The following is an 18,839-nucleotide window of genomic DNA, read 5'->3' on the forward strand; positions in this document are numbered from 1 at the left end:
GGCGATCTTTTATCCGATGGCGATCGGGCACCCACAAGGGGTGCCCCTACGACGGTAGGACCGACGTCGGTCGGGTGCCAATCCTCAATGTTCGGCGCGGGGCGCAATCCAAACGGTCGGCACTCGAGAATCCTCGACCTCAAACCTCCCCCGACTCCAACCGTCCGGTCGTCTCCAACTCCTGCGCCTCGCGGGCCAGGTTGGCGAGGGCTTCGGCCTGGCGGGGAGCGTAGGCTTCGGTGAGGAAGATTCGGCCGCGGGCGAGCATGTGGCGGAGGAACTTCTCGACGCGGCCTTTGCGGTAGACGTCCTCGCCGAAGATGGGGGCGTATTCGCGCAGGACGCCCTCGGCGTAGCGGGCGTATTCGGGCCAGGGGGCGGCGAGGATGGAGAGGTCGACGTCGAGGAAGAGGTCGACGTCGGGGTCGCCCGTCGCGGAGTGGCCGCAGGTCGCCAGGATCATCGCCTCGGCCCGCTCCAGGAGGGAGGCCGAGACGGATCCGGCAAGCAGGTCGTGGAGCGCGGAGGCGCTGCGGGCCTCGTTGTCGCGGCGGGAGGGTTCGTATACGGCGTCATGGAAGAAGACGGCCAGTTCGACGGCGTCGCGGTTCTGGAACAGAGATCCGTGGGCCTCGACCTCGTCGAGCATCCGCGCGACGTGATCGAGGCCGTGGTAGTATCGGCCCTCAGCCGTGTACTGGTCGACGAGGTAGTCCGCGATCAGCGCGGTGCGATCGTCGTCCAGGCCCAGGCGGCGGGCCAGGAGGATCCACGCACGACGTGATCGGTCGGCGGCGGTCATTCCTCTTCCTGCTGTTCCTGTTTCCGCAGCATGGCCAGGACGCCGGCGTCTTCCAGCGTCGAGGTGTCGCCCGTGCTCTCAACCCCGGCGGCGATGTCGCGGAGAAGCCTCCGCATGATCTTGCCGCTGCGGGTCTTGGGCAGGGACTCGCTGAAGTGGATGTCGTCCGGGCGGGCGAGGGCCCCGATCTCCTTGGCGACGTGGGCCTTCAACTCCGCCTTGAGCTTGTCCGTGGGCGTCTGGTTGAGTTCCAGCGTGACGAAGCAGGCGATCCCCTGGCCCTTGATCTCGTCGGGCTTGCCGACGACGGCGGCCTCGGCCACCGCCGGGTGGCTCACCAGGGCGCTCTCGATTTCCATCGTGGAGAGCCGGTGGCCGGCGACGTTCAGGACGTCGTCGACGCGACCCATGATCCAGTAGTTGCCGTGCTCGTCGCGGCGGGCGCCGTCGCCGGTGAAGTACACGCCCGGCACGTCGCTCCAGTACTGGTTCTTGTAGCGCTGATCGTCGCCGTAAATGGTCCGGAGCATCGACGGCCAGGGCTTGGTGATGACCAGGAAGCCCCCTTCGTTGACGCCCACGGGCGTGCCGTCCTTGGTGACGATCTCCGGGACGATGCCGGGGAGCGGGCGGGTCGCCGAGCCGGGGATGGTGGGCGTCGCGCCGGGGAGCGGGGCGATCATGATCGCCCCGGTCTCGGTTTGCCACCAGGTGTCGACGATCGGGCAGCGGCCGCCGCCGATGACCTCGTGGTACCACATCCAGGCCTCGGGGTTGATCGGCTCGCCGACCGAACCCAGCAGGCGGAGGCTCGTCAGGTCGTGCTTCCTGGGGTGCTGCTCGCCCCACTTCATGAAGGCGCGGATGGCGGTGGGGGCGGTGTAGAGGATCGTGACCTTGTAATCCTCGATGATCTTCCAGAACCGGGCCTCGTCGGGCCAGTTCGGGGCGCCCTCGAACATCACGCACGTCGTCCCGTTGGCGAGCGGGCCGTACGTCAGGTACGAGTGGCCGGTGATCCAGCCCACGTCCGCCGTGCACCAGTAGGTGTCGTCGGGCTTCAGGTCGAAGACCCACTTGGTCGTGGCCGCCGCCTGGAGCATGTAGCCGCCGGTCGTGTGCAGGATTCCCTTCGGCTTGCCCGTCGACCCCGAGGTGTAGAGGATGAACAGCGGGTGCTCGCTGTCGAGTTCCTCCGGCGGACAGTCGGAGGAGGCGTTCGCCTCAAGCTCGTGCCACCAGTGGTCGCGGCCGGCCGTCCAGGCGACCTCGTGGCCGGTTCGCTTGGTGACCACGACCGCGGTGAGGGTCGGGCACTCGGCGGCGGCGCCGTCGGCGTTCTCCTTCAGCGGCACGATCTTCCCGCGCCGCCAGCCGCCGTCGGCCGTGACGAGCACCTTGGCCTTGCAGTCCTGGATCCGGCCCGCGAGAGCCTCCGAGCTGAACCCGCCGAAAACGACCGTGTGCGGAGCCCCGATCCGGGCGCAGGCGAGGGCCGCGATCACCAACTCGGGGATCATCGGCAGATAGAGCGCGACGACGTCCCCCTTCTTGACGCCCAGGCCCTTGAGCACGTTGGCGAACTTGCTCACCTCGCGCTGGAGATCCTGATAGCGGAGGACCCGGCGGTCGCCCGGCTCGCCTTCGAAGATGAGGGCGGCCTTGTTCTTGTCCGGCCCCTCGCAATGGCGGTCGACGCAGTTGTACGAGGCGTTGAGCTTGCCGCCGACGAACCACTTGGCGAACGGCGCATCCCAGTCGAGGACGCGGTCCCACGTCTTGAACCAGTGGAGGGACTTCGCCTGCTCGGCCCAGAAGCCTTCGGGATCGTCCTTGGCCTTGTTCCAGAGGGCCTGATACTCGTCGAGGCTCTTGATCCCGGCGGTCTTGGCGAACTCCGCGGGGGGCGGGAAAACGCGGGTCTCTTGCAGGACGCTCTTGATGGCTCCGCCGCCGCTGGGATTCTCGGGGGGCATGCTCGCTCGCTCCAGGATCGCTCGACCGGGGAAAGGGGTGATTCGGATCTTAAACCCCTCCCCGGCGCGAGTCAATCAGCCCGAAGCTCAAGCTATCGCGGCTTCTGCGGTCGCCTTCAGGAGAATCGCCATTTCCAGCCGCTGAAGTCGGCGAGCCGCCCGCTCGTCGTCGGTCCCCGGACGGGAGCGGGTGCAAACATCGATCATGGCGAACGGATCCCACGAACCGCCCGCGACGACCCGGCGCGTCCCCTCGGTCAGCAGGGGTTCGGCCGATTCGGCGAGCGTCGGGAAGAGGGGGTGTCGGCCGACGCGGCGGAACCAGTACGAGGCGTTGCCGGCGTCGGGCTCGCGGCGATGAGCGACGCCATGCCAGTAGGCGGAGAACCGGCGCTCGCCCAGGTCCTCGGCCTCCTGCGCGGCCTCGTGACTGGCGTCCCAGGCGTTGAGGATCTGGAGCAGGCCGGCCGAAAGCGCCAGCCGGGTCGGGCGCGAAGCCTTCGGGAAGAGCCCGGCGAGGGCGGGCTCGGAGACGGCGGCGACCAGCTTCGGACGCTCGGGACGCGCCTGAACCAGCTTCGGGCCGAGCGATTCGTCGTCGCCGAGAGCCTCAAGGGCGACGGCCGCAACGAAGTCGAGCGGCCGGCCCGCGAAGACGTCGGCGGGGGCCTCTCCGGCCTCCAGCCGCTGGAGAACGCTCATCCCCGCCTCCGCTCAGATCAGAAGAAGAGGTAGTCCTTGAGCAGCCGGTAGACGTCCTGGTAGGTCGCGAAGACCATCAGGCAGAGGACCAGCAAAAGCCCCACGTACGTCCCGGCGATCACGGCCGATTCGGGCAGGGGACGGCCTCGGATCTTCTCGGCGATCAGGAAGATCATCTGGCCGCCGTCCAGAGGCGGGATCGGCAGGAAATTCAGGACGGCCAGGTTGATGCTGATCAGCCCGAGGAAGTTGAGCAAGTCGGTCAGGCTGGACTTCGCCGCGGAGTTGGCCATCCGGAAGATGCCGATCGGCCCGGCCGTCTGGTTCATGCTGACGCGGCCCGTCGAGAGGCTGCGGATCGTCGCGTAAACCAGGGCGATGTTCTCGACCGTCTCGTTCACGCCCTTCTTGACGGCGTCCACGAAGCCGAGCGGCGGCATCGTGCGGAAGGCGGGGAAGAACTCCAGGCCGCGGTTGGGGTTGAACCAGTCGGCCACGACCTCGGGCTGAACGGGAACCGGTTCGTCGCGGCCGTGAACCTTCAGGTTCAGGGTCTGGATCGGCAGCTCCTGGAGCAGTCCGAAGACGAACGGCCAGGCGGCCGTCTTGTCGTCGAGCTTGAGCGTCTGCTCGCGGGTCCCCGAGGTGGGCTCCATCGCGGAGCCGCCGTCGCGGCGAGGGCGAGGTTTGGTCGCGGGGATGACCACGGCGTCGATGACGTCGCCGGCCTTCAACCCGGCCTTGGCGGCGGGCGAATCCGCGACGACCCCCTGAACGACGGGCTTGATCGGGAAGGCGATCCCCAGGCCGGGGATCTGGATATCCTCGGACGGAGAGACCCGCCAGAAGGAGTCGCCCAAAGGCGAGTCGTTCGGGGTGACCGTCAGCGATATGGTTTCCGTCGCTGCTCCCTCGCCGCGCTGGACTTCAACGGTCATGGGCGAGCCGGCGTGGTCGAAGCAGGCCAGGGGCAGCCGCATCGGGTCGACGTCGTCGCGGCCGTCGACTTTGACGATCCGATCGCCCACGCGGAAGCCGGCGGCCTCGGCCGGCGAACCCTTGGCGATCGACCGGATCGGCTCGAATGCGAACTTCAGGCCCAGATCGACGAAGTGGTTGGGGGGGAGCGTCGCCTTGACCTCGACGCCGCCAGGGACGGCCTTGCCGCCGGCCGTCCGGGGCTCGAAGGTCACTTCCAACGGCTTGTCGCGGTTCCGCGTCGACGCCTGCACGAACGCTTCGTGGTTGGCCATGGGGACGAGCGGTTCGCCGGCCGGCGCGGCGGCTTTCACCGCCAGGGCGTCCAGGGGCTTGGACTGGGCCGGCCAGGGGAGCTTCGCCGCCTCGGGCGTCCCGGCCAGGGGCTGGTAGTCGCCGACTTCCAGCGACGAGCCGTACACGACGCCGATCGTCGGCTTGTCGGCGTTGGCGTCGCGACGGGGGGTGATCGTCAGGTTGATCGGGGCGGAAGCGCCAGGGCGTTCGACCTGAAAGTCGACGATCTGGCCTTCTCTGCTAAGGCTCACCGTCTTCATCAGGTCCTGAAAACCGACGTCGCGGCGGCCGTCGATGGCGATGATCTCGTCGCCGGCGCGGAGGCCGGCCTCGAACGCCGGCGAGCCTGACAGAACCGCCCCCACCCGCGCCGCCATCTCCTCGCGAGGCTGGCCGAAGACGTAGGCGAAGCAGACCATCGCCAGCAGGATGTTCATGATCACCCCCGCGGAGATGATCGCCATCCGGGCGCCGACCGGCTTGTTGTTGAACGCGCGGGGGTCGCTGGCGGCCTCGGCGTCAGGCGGCCCTTCGCCGACCTCGCCCCCTTCGCCGAGCATCTTGACGAAGCCGCCCAGCGGGATCGCGGCGATGACGTATTCGGTCTCTCCCCGCTTGAAGCCGAACAGGGTCTTGCCGAAGCCGATGGAGAACTTCTCGACCTTAACGCCGTTCCACTTGGCCAGCAGGAAGTGGCCGAGTTCATGAATGAAGATCACGAACCCGAGCCCGAGCACGACCTTCGCGATGTTCCAGAGCTGCATCAGGGCTTCCAACGTTGCACCTCCAGGCGAGCCGCGGCATCGACCTTCCACAGGCGGTCGAGCGTCGGGCAGGGGTCGTATTCGTGATCGTCGAGCGCGGCGCGGCAGGCCGCGGGGATGTCCAGGAAACCGATCTCGCCGCCGAGGAACCGTCCCACGGCGACCTCGTTGGCGGCGTTCAGGGCGGCCCCGGCGGTGCCGCCCTTCCGCATAACCTCGTAGGCCAGGTCGAGCGCCGGGAAGGTCTCCCGGTCGGGGGGCTCGAAGTGCAGGGCCGAGGGCTTCGTGAGGTCGAGCCGCGGGCCAGGGCAGGGGTGGCGGTCGGGGTAGGTGAGGGCGTACTGGATCGGCAGCCGCATGTCGGGCGGCGAGAGCTGGGCGACCACGCTGCCGTCGACGAACTCGACCATCGAGTGGATCGTGCTCTCGGGGTGGATGACGACCTCGATCTGCTCCGGCGCGAGGTCGAACAGCCAGCGGGCCTCGATCACCTCGAGCGCCTTGTTCATCAGCGTGGCCGAGTCGATCGTGATCTTGGGGCCCATGCTCCAGGTCGGATGCTTCAGGGCCATCTCGGGCGTGACGTCTTGCAGCTCGCGGCGGGTCTTGCCTCGGAAGGGGCCGCCGGACGAGGTCAGGATGACGCGCTTGACCTCGCGAGGCCCGCCCGACTTGAGGGCCTGGAAGATGGCCGAGTGTTCGCTGTCGACGGGGAGGAGGTCGGCACCTCGCTTCCGGGCCAGGTCCATGACCAGCGGGCCGGCGACGACGAGCGTCTCCTTGTTCGCCAGGGCCACCGTCTTGCCGGCCTCAAGCGCCGCCCAGGCTCCTTCCAGCCCGGCGGCGCCGACGATGGCGTCGAGCACGCGGTCGGTCTCGGGATCCTGGACCATCCGGATGACGCCGTCGCGTCCCGAGAGGACCTCGACGCCGGTGCCTCGCAGGGCCTCGCGAGCCTCCGCGACGGCCCCATCGCCGCCGACCGCGACGAATCGCGGGGCCGTCGAGCGGGCCTGATCGGCGAGCCGCTTCCAGTTCGTGTGCGCGCTGAGTCCGTGCGCCCGGAGCCTCGCCGGCCCGTCCGCCCCGATCACGTCGAGGGCGCTGCGCCCGATCGACCCCGTCGAGCCCAGGACCACGACGCGCGTGGTGGCTTCCCCTCGCTCCATCTCGGCTCCCGTATCTCAGGCCGCATCGCGGATCCCGGCCTCGCGACCCAAGTCTCGCCGCGTTCGACCTTTGGGCGAACACGCCCGCACGGCGGATCATTCCCTCCTAGCACTATAAATCCTCCCCCGCGCCCCGACAAGTCCGCCCGCCGGGCGGTTGCCAACCCAATGCCGGCCGCGACCGATCACTTGCCGCCGACGACCGATCAGACAGGACCAGCGTGGCACCGACTCCTCACCGGGGAGGTTCCGGGCCGGAAATGATTGATATTGAGAGGTGGAAGAGCAGTCCGCCCTCGACGGCTGCCGCCACCACTCGGCCGGAGGATCAGGCCCCGTGCCCCGGGATCATCTCATCGTCGAGCACTTGCCATCCGTGGATGTATCTTCCATTCGGCCGCGAGACGCCTGCTGGAGTGGAAACAAGCTTTTCCAAATTCCCTGAACGGCGGCGAAATCCAGACGTGCTGCCGTTTCAGCTCCTCCCTGCCCCTCGTCTTCCCTCACCTCCCGGACATTTACGGATTTATAAGCAAATCAAAATATAGCGGCGTTTCTTTAACTCGCTTTAAAAAGCCATGAAAGTTTCCGGACACGTCGACGGCGGGCGCGGCTGGCACGGGCGAGTCGGTTTGCAGAACACGCCCATTGGCTTTTTTCAGGAGAGCCTGCTTAATTTCAGGGAGCGGATGGTTCCAGTCAGGTTTGGGCTTCCGGCGAGCCCATGCTTCGACGGCCGTGATCATGGCGACGAATTCGGCCTCGTGCTTGCCCCGCGCCATGATGGCGAGGCCCGCCTCATGGGAGCCGACCTTGCCTTTCAGCGTTGCGTTGTGACTGCCGTGATGGCCGACCTTATAGAGAACGGTGCGCCCCAGCAGGTCCTCCGCCGTGACCTCGGCACCGTCATCCTCGAACTTGCCGTCGGACCAGGATCTCCAGTTGCCGGCCTGCGCATCGCCGACGAACAGCAACACTTTGCCGCCCTTCGAGAGCTCGAACGCGAGGACAAGGCTCGCATTGTTGGTGGCATTATTCATTGCGAGGGCCAACGCGCCCGCGTCAGCGGCGTCGTCAGCGGTCATGCGGCGCCAGCCGGCGTTGGACGGTATCTCCTGGCCGTCGCCCGCTTCCGAGGCGAAAGCCCCCGCTTCGCCGTAGAAGTCGCTGAAGAACCATCCGGACTTAACGTCGGCGAAAGCTTGCTCGAGCGGAATCACATAGCGCCGCGAGAACGGCGAGGCTTTCGGCAGGTCCGCCCCCCCGCCGCCGACGGCGTTCAATGCGTGGCCACCGAAGGTCTCGTCCCCGACCGGATCGAGGTCGTCGATCTTGTCGATGTCGCGCGGAGGCCCCAGCGAGAAGACGCGAGCGCTCTTGGCGCCGGGCACCGCGAGTACTTTCTGGTGCGGATAGAGATACTCCGTCTTTCCCGCCGCACACTCGCTGAGGAACTTCATTGCCCGCTTGTTTGCTGATTTTGCGGGGTCCTTCCCTGTGGCGGCGAGGTGTTCGGCACCGTTGAAATCACAGGGCTCCTCGCCAAGCTCGAACTCGAGGAAACAATCCAGGTCCTCGGCCGCTTCGGACTTGCCGAGGCCCATGAGGCTGGCTCGGGCGTCGATGAGCCCGAGCAGCCTGTCCCTGAACTTCTTGCGCAGCTGGTTGGCGACCTCGTCTTTGGGATTCTCGGTCCAGGCGAACCAGACCTTCCCGACTTCGAGGCCTGGGAAGTTGTCAGGGGTCAGGCCGTTGAGGTGGTCCTGGTGCTCGTGGGTCGCGACGGCGACGTCGACGAAACCGCCGGTGGTCGCGATGATGTGCGCGCCAATGTCCTTCGCCTTCGTGGGCTGGCCGAGCATGTCGGGCGATTTGGGCTTGTAGCCGCAGTCGATCAGCACGTAGGCCGGCTTCCCAGGACTTTCGCCATCGAACGCCACCAGGAAGCAATCGCCGTGGCCGATGCGGTACATGCGGATCGCGGCACCGCCGGGCGGCGGTATCAGGGCCTCGGGGGGCGAGGCGAGCGTATCGGGCTTGGAGCTGGATTTCACGGTTTTCTTGCCGGCCTTCTTCTTGGCCATGGTCACGCTCCGCCGTGGGAATGGAGGAATGCGAAGGGCTCGGCATCCGGCCTGAAGCGTTTCGAGGCAGGCGCGAAGGCGTTGAGCGGGGCCAGCCCTTCCAGTAGGTAACTCCGCATGCGGTCGAACTCGCTCTCGTCAGCTACCGTGGCGGGCGTTCGAATGACCCGGCGGATCTGCATCTCCTGAGGGTCGATCAGCAGCGTACAGCCGGCGCGGTATTTGAAGTCGCAAGCTGAGTCTTTCTCTGATTTCGGGGTGGAGTCCCTTTCGTTCTGGATTTCCTTGTCGAAATAGCCGTCGCGGCTTTGCGTCAGGACGACGACCATGTGCGGCTCCGGCCATCCCAGAGCCCCCTGCTTCAGGGCGGTGCGCACCGAGTGCACTTCGATCCTCGCCCGGCCGTTCCTGGAGGAGATCGTCAACGGAAGGCCGGCAACGTCGACGACCAGACCGAGCGCGAGCGACAGCCATGCCAGGTCCTCGTCCATCAGCCAGCCGTGGAACATCGCCGCCTGCTTCTCGGCGTCCAGCCAGATGTCGAAGCGGGGCATCGACAATCTGGCCGGCGTCAGCACGTCGCCGGACCGGGCCGATGGATACGGCTCCGGTTTACCACGCCTCGTCTTGTGGGCGTAGTTCTCGTCCGACGACGCGGGAGCCGATTCCCTGAACAGTTTGGTCAGCGCCCGATGGCTGCGTTGCCTCGCCATTTCGACGTCGCCGCCGAATGCGCCAGGCTTGTAGGAAGCCTGCTTCTCCTCGTAACCGACGGGTGCCTGCTCGATCCTCACTTGCTCTTTGATCACGTCCTGTTCTCTCGGCCAAAGCAGGCTGTCCTCCGCCATGGAGCGCGCCCCACGAGGGGATATCCCCCATTCGCGAAAGCTCTCGATAAACGCCAGGCGCCAATTCTGGCGATCGATCGGATTTATGTCGTAGTCGGCCGTGACGACCGCACGCAGGTAGGCACCGAACGTAATCCCGACCGGCGGGCAGTAGTCGATGGCGCGTATGCACATCTGGAGCGCGCGATCGGCGGCTCGCTGCGCCTCCTCGGCGAGGCGGTTGACGAGATCGGGATGGATGTCGCCGTCGCGGAGGACGCCAGTGCCCTCGGTGGCGATCCGGAAGAGGTCGCTGGTACGCGACCGGTACACCTTCGAGAAGGCACCGAAGACCGCCGCCACAAGAATCGCCCCGCGGGCATGCGGTTCGGCCGTCGACCCGAGCTTGGTCGGCTCTGGCCTCATCGGCGTCCATTCACCGTTTTTCATCTCGCCGAGGTAGCTGCGCAACGCGTCGCCGCGCCCCGAGGCCAGCGCGAACTGCTGTGCGAGCTGTCCAAGCACGCTCTGGCGGGCGAGGTCGCCGCGGGTGCGCGCGATCTGGTCGCGCAGCACTCCCGGATACGAGAAGTGCTGGAACAGCGCGACGATGTCGGCGAAGGCCTCGTGGAACGCCAGGACGTCCTCATTGACTGGGTCGTTGAAGCGAGGGTGCACGCCGTCGAGGAGCGCGTGCGTCGTCTCGTGGGCGATGATGTCGTGGGACAGGCAGCCGAACACGGTCGTCCCCGGCGTATTCCTTCCGTCGTTCGCGGTGGAAGAGAAGTACCCGAAGAGCAGGGCCTTCTTGGGCGGGCTGTAGAACGCGTTCTGCTGCCGCAAGGCGTGCGGGTAGATCCGCAGCCGCGGGACGTAGTTCTCGACGAAGCGATCGCCCTCCTTTCGGCGGTGTGTCGACCAGAGCGCTTTCCGTCCTAGGGCACGTTCGAAGTGCTCGATCGTCTTCATAGCGACGGCGTAGCACATCTGCTGATGAAAACGAGGGTCGGATTCCGACGGCTGAAGACCGTCGGTCGCGAGCAGTGCGGGCTCGTTCAGGTCGACCGGCGGATAAGCGGCGTTGCTGGCGGGATCGACGTCGACGACCTCGATGTACTCGCCGACTGGGCCCGGCCTGAGGCCATCTTCCCACGGGACTTCGATCGTGATGCCGCTCACGCCGGCCAGCTCATAGCGGGCGGCGAGCGCCGGATCGAAGGAGAAGATCCGTAGACGGCGTACGGCGGGACGCGGATAGTCCTCAGCTGTCACAGTTCGCCCCTTTCGTCGAGCTGTCAGCGACAGATAATCGTGTCTTTCGACGTGATTTCCCGGATGAGCATCGACCTCGTTGTCCTCGCTCCCGCTCTCTAGAGGCCCGGTCCTAACTGACCGAATTCTCGCGCCCGACGTGAATCGACGGGATCGGAGCGCCCGGCGAGCCATACGGGTGAACCGACGTCTGGCGGCCCAGTTCGACTCGTGCTCCGGCGTTCCCCCTCACTTCAGGCCATCCCGACGCTCATCGGCCGCGCCTGCCGACTTCTCTGCTTACGCCTCACGGCCGAACTCCTCGCGGGTACGGGAATTTCGGAGTTGGGGGAGTGCCTTGCGGCGGCCAATGCCGCCGGATCGCAGCGTCGCATACCGCGTAGCCCCAATTGATGAGGCGTTCCTGCAGCTCCTCTGTAAGCTTGGCCAGCCGGGTGGGCACCTCAGCCAGTTCGAGAGTATGCGTGTGCAGACAGTCCGCGTTGAGGGCGCTGTCGAGTCCATAGTCGGCGATGTCGGTCCGGATGCCCCAATACGCACCCCTTCTCGACGTATGCGGATTGCCGGAGGCGTCCCGGTAGGCAGCGATCAGTGCGCGCTTGCGCAGACTGCGCACTTGGTTGTCATTGATGTTCAGCATCCTGTAGGAATGGCGGGCCCAGTCGCCGCTCGGCACCTCTTCGGCCGCGATCTTCGCCCCCGCGTCGCTGACCAGAACCGTGTCGAGGCGCTTGAACACCGTCTCGAGTCCAAGGTTGTCGTAGCCTCCGCCGTCGCTCAGAACCACGCTCGTCGTGAACGGGGGCCGCCGCAAGTCGGCGATAGTATCGGGCTCGAAGTTCAGGCCGGAGGTATCCAGCGTGACCGGCGAGAGAAACGGCGGGAAGGCGGATGAGGCGGTAACCGCCAGAGCCAGCGCTGTGGGCGGGTTCTTCGTGATCCCGACGCGGTAATCACCCATGAAGGACCTGGAGAACCGCCAAAGTGCGCCGGTTTGGACGTTGGTGGCGTTGAGGACGAAACTCGGCGCCGGCGGGCCAGGGAGGTCCTGCAAAGTCGCGTCCCCGTAGAGTTGCTCTCGATAGGCCGAGTGAATTTGGTCGGCGATACTGCTGAATGGGTTGAGCAGCCCTCCGAGCACGGACCCGGCGTCGATCGTGCGGCGGGCCAGCCCCCGGATCGGCTCGACCACAAGCTTCCCGAAGTTCCGTGCCACGCCATCGCCGTCGAACCCCAGGTCATTCCACGCCAATGCCAGGGTCGCCGCGGTGATCGAACCGCCGGAAACACTCGAGACTCGCTTAAGCGCGGGGAGCAGGCCGAATTCGTTGAGGCGCGACAGGGCCCCGACGTGAAACAGCATCGCCCTATAGCCTCCGCCGGACAAACACAGTCCGGGTCCCGACTCCGGCGCGCGATCGGCCTCATCACTCTCACCAGGCTCTAGCAGGTCCTGGCTAGAATCGCTCAGCGGGCTTACAGCTTCTTGCATCGAAGCACCTCGTTCGCGTTGGCCTTGTCAGATGCGCTTCAAAATAACACAAAAACCACACCAAAAACAAGACCGCCGACACGCAAAATGAAATCCCCCGGCTCTTTTGTGGTCCACAGCTAACTTACAGGCCCCCGCAATATGTCCCTTAGGAGCCGGCCACGATGAGTGCGCCGCCGACGCCTCGCCGAGGAAAACCGCACCTAAAGCAATGACTTCCGGGAGACCTCCCCCTGACGACTCCCCGTCAGGCCCCCCGAATGACGTAAAGCCATAGGGAGGCCCCGTCAAACCCTCCCGTCAGATCCCAGGGATCTCCTCGTCAGATCCCTGCATCTATAGTGCAGCAACTCTGGGGGCTGCCAGGGCCGCCAAGCCATTGACTCCCGACGCGCGGCGTGGTCAGGTGAGGGGCAGCATTAACCCACCTGAAAACGCGCATCCTTCCAGGCTGAGAGATGCGCGCGGTTTTGCGTCGGGCGCCGGCCCCGGTCTCTCCTGGTTTTCTTCGCTGGGGCGATCTCTCGACGGCAAGAGGTGCCTTCGACGGAGGAGCCAGACGCATGAGGACGAACACCGCACGGCTGGTGATGTTGCCGGCCCTGGTCCTGGTTTGCGTTGGGATGGGCGGGCCGTCGATCGCCGCCGAGAGGGTCTCGAATCGCCCGGCCAATCCGGACGAGTGGGGTTATCGGCCGGGCGACGGCGCCGTGGTTCGGATGAATCCGCCCTCGCTCAACTGGGTCCACGAGACCCAGGCCAAAACCTACACCGTGCAGTGGAGCCGTCGTGACGACTTCGGCGACGCCGTCACCATCAAGGACGTCCCCTGGCCGACATATACTCATCACGAGACTCTAACGCCGGGCAACTACGTCTGGCGCTATCGGTTCCAGACTCAAAAAGGGGAGGACTCAGACTGGAGCCTCACCCGGCGATTCATCGTGCCGGCCGACGCCGTGGCCTTCCCCATGCCGTCGAAAGCCCAGCGGGCCGAGCGCATTCCCAAGGGGCACCCCCGGCTCTTCCTCCGTCCCGAAGACCTACCGCGCATCCGAAAGGCCGCAGAGGGAACGCAGGCCGAGGCATTCCGTCGCCTGACACGCGAGGCCGATGCGCTGATCAAGGCCGGGCCGACGCCCGAGCCCGAACATCTGGGATCGGCCCGCGACAAGGACAACGCCGAGATGGTCAAGTACTGGTGGCCCAACCGCGTACAGACCGAGAAGGCGTGTAAGGAAGCGGAAACCCTGGCCTTCGTCGGCCTGATCACCGGTGAGCCGAGGTACAAGCAGGCCGCCCGGCGTTGGATCCTGCACCTGGCCTCCTACAACCCCGACGGCCCGACGAACTTCGCCCTCAACTGCGAGGCCGCCAAGCCAATGCTCCATCGGCTGCCCCGAGCCTATGACTGGGCGTTCGACGCACTGTCGGAGGAAGATCGGCAGGTCGTTCGCAAGGCCATGATTCGGCGGATCTATGACGCCTGGGTCAGCGGCGAAGTCCAGCGCGGGGTCGGTCATCTGAACCGCCCGTACAATAGCCACGGCAACCGAGTCTGGCACAAGATCGGCGAGGCGGGCATCGCCTTCTTCGGCGAGGTTCCGGAAGCCGACGTCTGGCTCGACTACGCCCTGAACAAGTTCTACGGAGCCTACCCCGTCTGGTCCGACGACGACGGCGGCTGGCACGAAGGCGTCGCCTACTGGGCGGGCTACATGACCAAGGTCGTCTGGTGGCTCCAGGCCGCCGACTCGGCGCTTGGGATCGACGGTCTGAAAAAGCCCTTCTTCGCCCAGGTCGGCGACTTCCCGCTCTACGTCGCACCGCCGGGATCGCCCAACATGGGTTTCGGCGACCTGTCCAGCGGAAAGCCGGGATCGTCCTGGGGAGGCTTCCTCGGTTACTTCATCCGGGCCTCGGCCGGACGCCCCGAAGCCGGCCGCGACGGTTACTGGCGGTGGTGGGCCGAGCAATGGGGGATGAAGGACGAGTCGGGCGTGCTGGGATTCCTCTACGACGCGAACCTGCCCCCGAAGCCGGCCGCCAAGCCCCCCAAGGACCTGCCGTCCTCGAAGGTCTTCCACGGCATCGGCGTCGCCAGCCTGCACACGAACCTGCTCGACAGCCGCCGCGACGTTCACTTCCTGTTCAAGTCGAGCCCCTTCGGATCGCAGAGCCACGGCCACAACCCGCAGAACATCTTCCAGCTCAACGCCTACGGCGAAGCGCTCCTGACCACGTGCGTCTACCGGGACCTCCACGGCAGTAAGTTCCATTACGGTTGGGCTCACTCGACCGTCGCGCACAACGCCGTGCTCGTCGACGGCGAAGGCCAGATCAAACACACGGCGCGACCGCTCGGTCGGATCGTCGACGAGTCGCTGTCGCCGGCTCTCGACTATATCGAAGGCGACGCGACCCCCGCCTATGACGGTCGGCTCAAGCAGGCCCGCCGCCGCGTCGCCTTCGTGAAGGATGCGGCCACCCCGTTCCTGGTGGTCTACGACCATCTCGAAGCCGCGAAGCCGGCGACCTACCAGTTCATGCTCCACGGCCTCTCGCCGTTCAAGATCGACGAGCCGAACAAGGCCCTTTCGCTTCAGCGCGACAACGCGGGGGTTCAGGTTCGCTACCTAGCCTCTGAGGCGCTGAACTTCCGGCAGTGGGACGGCTATGAGCCGCCGCCCACCCGCGAGTTCCCGAACCAGTGGCACGTCGAGGCCGGCACGTCGACCAAGAGTGATCAAGTCAATATGTTGACCTTGATCGTTCCCCATCAGGACGACAAGGCGCCCCGACTGGAAGCCCAACGGTTCGACACGCCCGAATCCATCGGCGTCAAGGGAACCCTCGACGGCCGCCCCTTTTACGTCGCCTTCCGTCGCGAAGGCGTCACCAGCCCCTGGGGCGGTTCGCTCCAGGTCCGCGGCCCCGTCTTCGCGAACTCTAAAGCCGCGGAGTAAATCTCAAGGATGCACCGACATCGTCCCCACGACGGCGCCGCGACTCCAACCGACACGGCGACCGTCGCGGCGGGGCGAGCCGTCGACGGGGAGACGTGAAGGGGGGTGAGGAAGACGTATCACCAAAGCGCAGCGCCCCTCGCGGAGTCAAGTTGGTAGTAGTTCATCCTTTTGGGAGGGGGGCCAGATCGAAGGCTCTACGAGGAAGACCGCCAACACGCCCGCACGGCGGATCAGTCCCTCCTAGCACTATAGATTCTCCCCAACGCTCTGATAAAGCCGCCCGCCGGGCGGTTGACAACCCACTTCGACGGACGACTTGCCGAGGCCGACCCAGCTTCCAGGGCCGGACCGACGCGTATGCCCTCCGGTGAATACCTGATATCGAGAGTCCTGGGAGGAGTTCCCTGCTGACGACCAAACTTGAGGAATGATCGCCTCGCGTGGTTCACCCTCGCGCTGCCGTCGTCCATGGGAAGTGGAGAGGGATGTTCCATGGCCACCTCCCTCGACCCCAAGGAGCCTCCGGATGGCGAATTCACCATCCCGAACGACCGTCCTCGAACCGGAAGGAGAGTACCTTACCAGCCCTCCCCTAGACGACGGAGAGCAAGAGGGAGATCGCCGTCAGCTTTTCCCCCGACGAAGAGCAATAGGGATATCTCCGTCAGCTTTTATGCACTAAACGGAAGGTCCTCGACATGGAACCATCACGCATCCACGATATGACTGGAGTCGTAAAAGACATCGTCGAAATCATCGGCTTCTCGGCGGCAGCCATGTACTTCGTATGGCGAGTCTTCTTTCAAAGGATGTTTCAGCGACTCTCCGTCGACATCGGTTTGACACCACTGGGACCGTCGAACGGTGTGCAGCCGAGGCAAGTTGCCGTGGAGTGCAAGATTGAGAACAAAGCGGAAGTGCGGATCGAGCTCGAGTGGTTGAAATACCGGTTGGTCTGGGGTGGGGAGCCGACTTGTGGCGACTTCCCCGGGAATATGAGCCGCCACGCTGCCGCGAGCTATCACGCAATCGACGCAGACGCAAGTTCCCGATTCGTTGCGGAAGCGGAGATACCGGCCAATACTCACGTGGTCATTGTCATTGTGGAGTTCCGCCCTCGGCTGACTGACAACACGTACACATTCCAAAAGGCAGTAACTCTCGTGTAGCGAGAAAATACGTACCCTTCATCGCGGCTCACATCGGCACTGTCTGGATCGGAATCGTCCCCGAGTTGTTGAGCAAGGCAGAGGTAAGGCAAAGGAAGGGAGTTAAGGCAAAGTGGCCACTCCCGAATTCGGGGCAAAACGGCAAGGAAGAGGGGACTCTCTTAGGCAAGGCAGAGGGACCAGCCTTAATTTCGCTGACAGCCTAGGCTTACTAATGACAGCTTCGTCCTGGAAAGCCTGAGGAACATGATCGGGATGCTGCTCAGATCCGGATAAGGGTGGGAAATACAGTGCGGTTCGAGAGTCGCGGAGAAAGAGGACTCGCGTCTCGTGGTCGCTCCTGAAAACGAGGCGGCGGAATCAGGCTGTCCTATCCCTGAGAACCGCGGGTCGTCGCCGGGAGGCGAGGGCCGACTTACGCCTTGGGAGATTTCGAGAATGACGACCGATGCCGCACTGGCCGGGAACAAGCGGACTCTCTTCTTGCTGGTGGCGGCCAATGTCGCGACGTCCATCCTGCACTACGTCGACAACGTGATCTTCTTCAAACAGTACCCCGAGCCGACCTGGCTGAACCCTCACCTGGTGGACATGGCCTGGTTCGTCATGACGCCCTTTGGTCTCGCCGGCTGCTTGCTTTTCCTCGAAGGTCGTCGGACCGCCTCGTTCGTCTGTCTCTACATCTTCGCGCTGATGAACCTGCTCGTCCTGGGGCACTACCTGATCGCCCCGCCCTGGAAGGTCTCGTTCAAAATCAATCTGTTCATCATGCTGGAAGCCGCCGCAGCCCTCATCCTGGGCGGCTATATGGCCTGGGTCCAATCTCAAGGCTCCACAGGAGTGCCTCAGCGGGAGGTCGTTCCGGGAGCCTAAAGTTCGGCTCGTCGACGGCTACCATTCCACCGTCGACGAGGCGCTGCGGACGGGGCGGCCAGGCGAAGCGCGCGAGAGCGTGGACATGGATCGGTTTGGACGGCTGCATCACCGTCGCCGATCGCATGCCCACGCTCGTGGTACTCAACTTGAAGGGAACGTCATCCGACCTCGCAGCACTCGCGGTGACGGGCGAAGGCTCGGAGCTTGGAGAGGGCGGCGTCCTGGATCTGGCGGATCCGTTCCTTGGAGACGTCGAGGATCTCGCTGACCTGGCTCAGCGAGTGGGCCGGAGCGCCGTCGAGGCCGAAGCGGAGGCGGAGGACGGTCTGCTCGCGGGGCTTGAGCTGGCCGATCAGGCCGGCGATCTGCTCCTCATGGTCGCGGTCCTCAACCTCGTCGTCGGTCGAGACGCTCAGCATGTCGAGCATGCTCGTGCGGCCGGAGTCGCCCACCGGGGCGTTGAGCGAGACGACGGGCCGGGTGGCCGCGTGCAGTTGCTTCAGGGTCGCCTCGGCGGCGGCGGAGCGGACTCGCTTGGTCTTCGTCGGCTGGCTCCCCTCGTCCTCATGCGAGCTTTCGGCCAGCTTCTGGAGGTGACGCGGGTTGAGCCGGACCGGGTAAACGCCGGCCGCCACCGCCCGCTGCAAGGACTGGCGAATCCACCACACGGCGTACGACGCCAGGCGGGTCGTGTTCGAGACGTCGTAGCGGTCGATGGCCGTCAGCAGACCGCAGAACCCTTCCTGAAGGAGGTCCGAAATGGACATCCCCCGGTCGCGGTAGCGGCGGGCGACGTGGGCGACCAGTCGCAGGTTGGCCATCGCCAGCCGGGTGCGGGTCTCGTTGTACGCCCGGGCCGTGGCCTGAAGGACGGCCTCGTCGTCGCTGAGCGGCGGGCCGCCGGCCAGCACGAAGCGGACGAACCCCTGGACGTCGAATTCAGCCTCGGCGTGAAGGTCAAGCTCCCCCGCGGCGGCGGCCAGCAGGGTGCGAAGGTCGTGAAGCTGCATCAGAATCCGCCGCTCTTCCTCGGGCTTCAGAACGCGAACGTCCTTGCGGCTGAGGAGAAGCAGGGTGCTGAGGTCGTCATTGGGAATGCGTGCGGCGGCAGCCATGGATCCGTTCCTTTCCCGATCTGGATCGATTCACGATCCATCTCGTGTGTTCGCGTCTCACTCTCGGGGCGCACCTTGGCCACCGCCCGTCACGCTCCGGGCGGGTGTGCACCGCGGAGCGGACGGGAACGGGCGCGGCCGGGCAAGGGGCCGGCCACGGGTTCGCCCATGAGGACCTGGGGGAGGACGTTATGTGGAGGAGTCAAGCCGTCGGCGTGGACGACTTATCTCCGATGGACCGCCCGCGAACGCCGAATCTTCGCGGCGGAAGCGTCGATCGGGATCGGTGCCAGGGCCGCCCGTCCCTTCAGGAGGAAGAGAATCAGGAAGGTGGCCGTCGAGTCGAG

The 18,839-nt window shown here is 65.6% G+C and carries 13 protein-coding genes; 4 read left to right on the plus strand and 9 right to left on the minus strand.

From position 1 onward, the window contains the following. Nucleotides 1-139 precede the first annotated feature (139 nt). The 7 genes from G5C50_RS26050 to G5C50_RS26080 all read right to left on the minus strand — a co-directional run bounded on the left by G5C50_RS26050 (nucleotide 140) and on the right by G5C50_RS26080 (nucleotide 10,568). A complete protein-coding gene (locus G5C50_RS26050) occupies nucleotides 140-802 on the minus strand; it encodes an HD domain-containing protein (protein WP_165073908.1) in 663 nt (220 codons plus the stop codon). Beyond that, nucleotides 799-2,778 (minus strand): acetate--CoA ligase, encoded by a 1,980-nt coding sequence (gene acs, locus G5C50_RS26055; RefSeq protein WP_165073909.1) that lies wholly within the window; start codon nucleotides 2,776-2,778, stop codon nucleotides 799-801. The genes G5C50_RS26050 and acs overlap by 4 nt, the downstream gene beginning before the upstream one ends. 87 nt (nucleotides 2,779-2,865) lie before the next feature. Next, nucleotides 2,866-3,480, minus strand: coding sequence for a hypothetical protein (locus tag G5C50_RS26060; RefSeq protein WP_165073910.1), 615 nt, complete (start codon nucleotides 3,478-3,480; stop codon nucleotides 2,866-2,868). Nucleotides 3,481-3,497: 17 nt separating this feature from the next. Beyond that, the gene (gene rseP, locus G5C50_RS26065) at nucleotides 3,498-5,531 is read right to left on the minus strand and encodes an RIP metalloprotease RseP (RefSeq protein ID WP_165073911.1); all 2,034 of its coding nucleotides are present in this window, start codon (nucleotides 5,529-5,531) and stop codon (nucleotides 3,498-3,500) included. Next, nucleotides 5,519-6,688: a 1-deoxy-D-xylulose-5-phosphate reductoisomerase gene (locus tag G5C50_RS26070; protein ID WP_165073912.1), complete on the minus strand. Its 1,170-nt coding sequence runs from the start codon at nucleotides 6,686-6,688 to the stop codon at nucleotides 5,519-5,521. The genes rseP and G5C50_RS26070 overlap by 13 nt, the downstream gene beginning before the upstream one ends. Before the next feature lie 518 nt (nucleotides 6,689-7,206). Beyond that, nucleotides 7,207-8,772, minus strand: a complete 1,566-nt coding sequence (locus G5C50_RS26075) for a ComEC/Rec2 family competence protein (protein ID WP_165073913.1) — start codon at nucleotides 8,770-8,772, stop codon at nucleotides 7,207-7,209. Nucleotides 8,773-8,774: 2 nt separating this feature from the next. Beyond that, entirely contained in the window at nucleotides 8,775-10,568 is a 1,794-nt protein-coding gene (locus G5C50_RS26080; RefSeq protein ID WP_206107860.1) for a gluzincin family metallopeptidase, read from the minus strand. On the opposite strand from G5C50_RS26080, the gene G5C50_RS32425 reads away from it, so the two are divergent. Further along, nucleotides 10,551-10,832, plus strand: coding sequence for a hypothetical protein (locus G5C50_RS32425; RefSeq protein WP_206107861.1), 282 nt, complete (start codon nucleotides 10,551-10,553; stop codon nucleotides 10,830-10,832). The genes G5C50_RS26080 and G5C50_RS32425 overlap by 18 nt on opposite strands. Nucleotides 10,833-11,157: 325 nt before the next feature. Here the strand turns inward: G5C50_RS32425 and G5C50_RS26085 are convergent, their stop codons facing one another. Then, the gene (locus G5C50_RS26085) at nucleotides 11,158-12,363 is read right to left on the minus strand and encodes a patatin-like phospholipase family protein (protein WP_165073914.1); all 1,206 of its coding nucleotides are present in this window, start codon (nucleotides 12,361-12,363) and stop codon (nucleotides 11,158-11,160) included. 563 nt (nucleotides 12,364-12,926) lie between these two features. Between G5C50_RS26085 and G5C50_RS26090 the strand changes: the two genes are divergently transcribed. From G5C50_RS26090 to G5C50_RS26100, 3 genes are all read left to right on the plus strand, one after another. Continuing rightward, nucleotides 12,927-15,329: a DUF4962 domain-containing protein gene (locus G5C50_RS26090; RefSeq protein WP_165073915.1), complete on the plus strand. Its 2,403-nt coding sequence runs from the start codon at nucleotides 12,927-12,929 to the stop codon at nucleotides 15,327-15,329. 701 nt (nucleotides 15,330-16,030) lie between these two features. Then, nucleotides 16,031-16,501: a hypothetical protein gene (locus G5C50_RS26095; protein WP_165073916.1), complete on the plus strand. Its 471-nt coding sequence runs from the start codon at nucleotides 16,031-16,033 to the stop codon at nucleotides 16,499-16,501. A 438-nt stretch (nucleotides 16,502-16,939) separates the two neighbouring features. Continuing rightward, the gene (locus G5C50_RS26100) at nucleotides 16,940-17,374 is read left to right on the plus strand and encodes a hypothetical protein (RefSeq protein ID WP_206107863.1); all 435 of its coding nucleotides are present in this window, start codon (nucleotides 16,940-16,942) and stop codon (nucleotides 17,372-17,374) included. A 161-nt stretch (nucleotides 17,375-17,535) separates the two neighbouring features. Here the strand turns inward: G5C50_RS26100 and G5C50_RS26105 are convergent, their stop codons facing one another. After that, complete coding sequence (locus G5C50_RS26105; protein WP_165073917.1) at nucleotides 17,536-18,492, minus strand: sigma-70 family RNA polymerase sigma factor; 957 nt, start codon at nucleotides 18,490-18,492, stop codon at nucleotides 17,536-17,538. Between the last annotated feature and the right edge of the window lie 347 nt (nucleotides 18,493-18,839).

This window comes from Paludisphaera rhizosphaerae (assembly GCF_011065895.1).
In the GTDB taxonomy this organism is placed as follows: Bacteria; Planctomycetota; Planctomycetia; order Isosphaerales; family Isosphaeraceae; genus Paludisphaera; species Paludisphaera rhizosphaerae.

Excerpts from the sequence above, each read along its gene's own strand:
- G5C50_RS26050 (WP_165073908.1), bottom strand. The coding sequence starts at position 802 with ATGACCGCCGCCGACCGATCACGTCGTGCGTGGATCCTCCTGGCCCGC.
- acs (WP_165073909.1), bottom strand. The coding sequence starts at position 2,778 with ATGCCCCCCGAGAATCCCAGCGGCGGCGGAGCCATCAAGAGCGTCCTG.
- G5C50_RS26060 (WP_165073910.1), bottom strand. The coding sequence starts at position 3,480 with ATGAGCGTTCTCCAGCGGCTGGAGGCCGGAGAGGCCCCCGCCGACGTC.
- G5C50_RS26070 (WP_165073912.1), bottom strand. The coding sequence starts at position 6,688 with ATGGAGCGAGGGGAAGCCACCACGCGCGTCGTGGTCCTGGGCTCGACG.
- G5C50_RS26075 (WP_165073913.1), bottom strand. The coding sequence starts at position 8,772 with ATGGCCAAGAAGAAGGCCGGCAAGAAAACCGTGAAATCCAGCTCCAAG.
- G5C50_RS26080 (WP_206107860.1), bottom strand. The coding sequence starts at position 10,568 with ATGAAGACGATCGAGCACTTCGAACGTGCCCTAGGACGGAAAGCGCTC.
- G5C50_RS26085 (WP_165073914.1), bottom strand. The coding sequence starts at position 12,363 with ATGCAAGAAGCTGTAAGCCCGCTGAGCGATTCTAGCCAGGACCTGCTA.
- G5C50_RS26090 (WP_165073915.1), top strand. The coding sequence starts at position 12,927 with ATGAGGACGAACACCGCACGGCTGGTGATGTTGCCGGCCCTGGTCCTG.
- G5C50_RS26095 (WP_165073916.1), top strand. The coding sequence starts at position 16,031 with ATGGAACCATCACGCATCCACGATATGACTGGAGTCGTAAAAGACATC.
- G5C50_RS26100 (WP_206107863.1), top strand. The coding sequence starts at position 16,940 with ATGACGACCGATGCCGCACTGGCCGGGAACAAGCGGACTCTCTTCTTG.
- G5C50_RS26105 (WP_165073917.1), bottom strand. The coding sequence starts at position 18,492 with ATGGCTGCCGCCGCACGCATTCCCAATGACGACCTCAGCACCCTGCTT.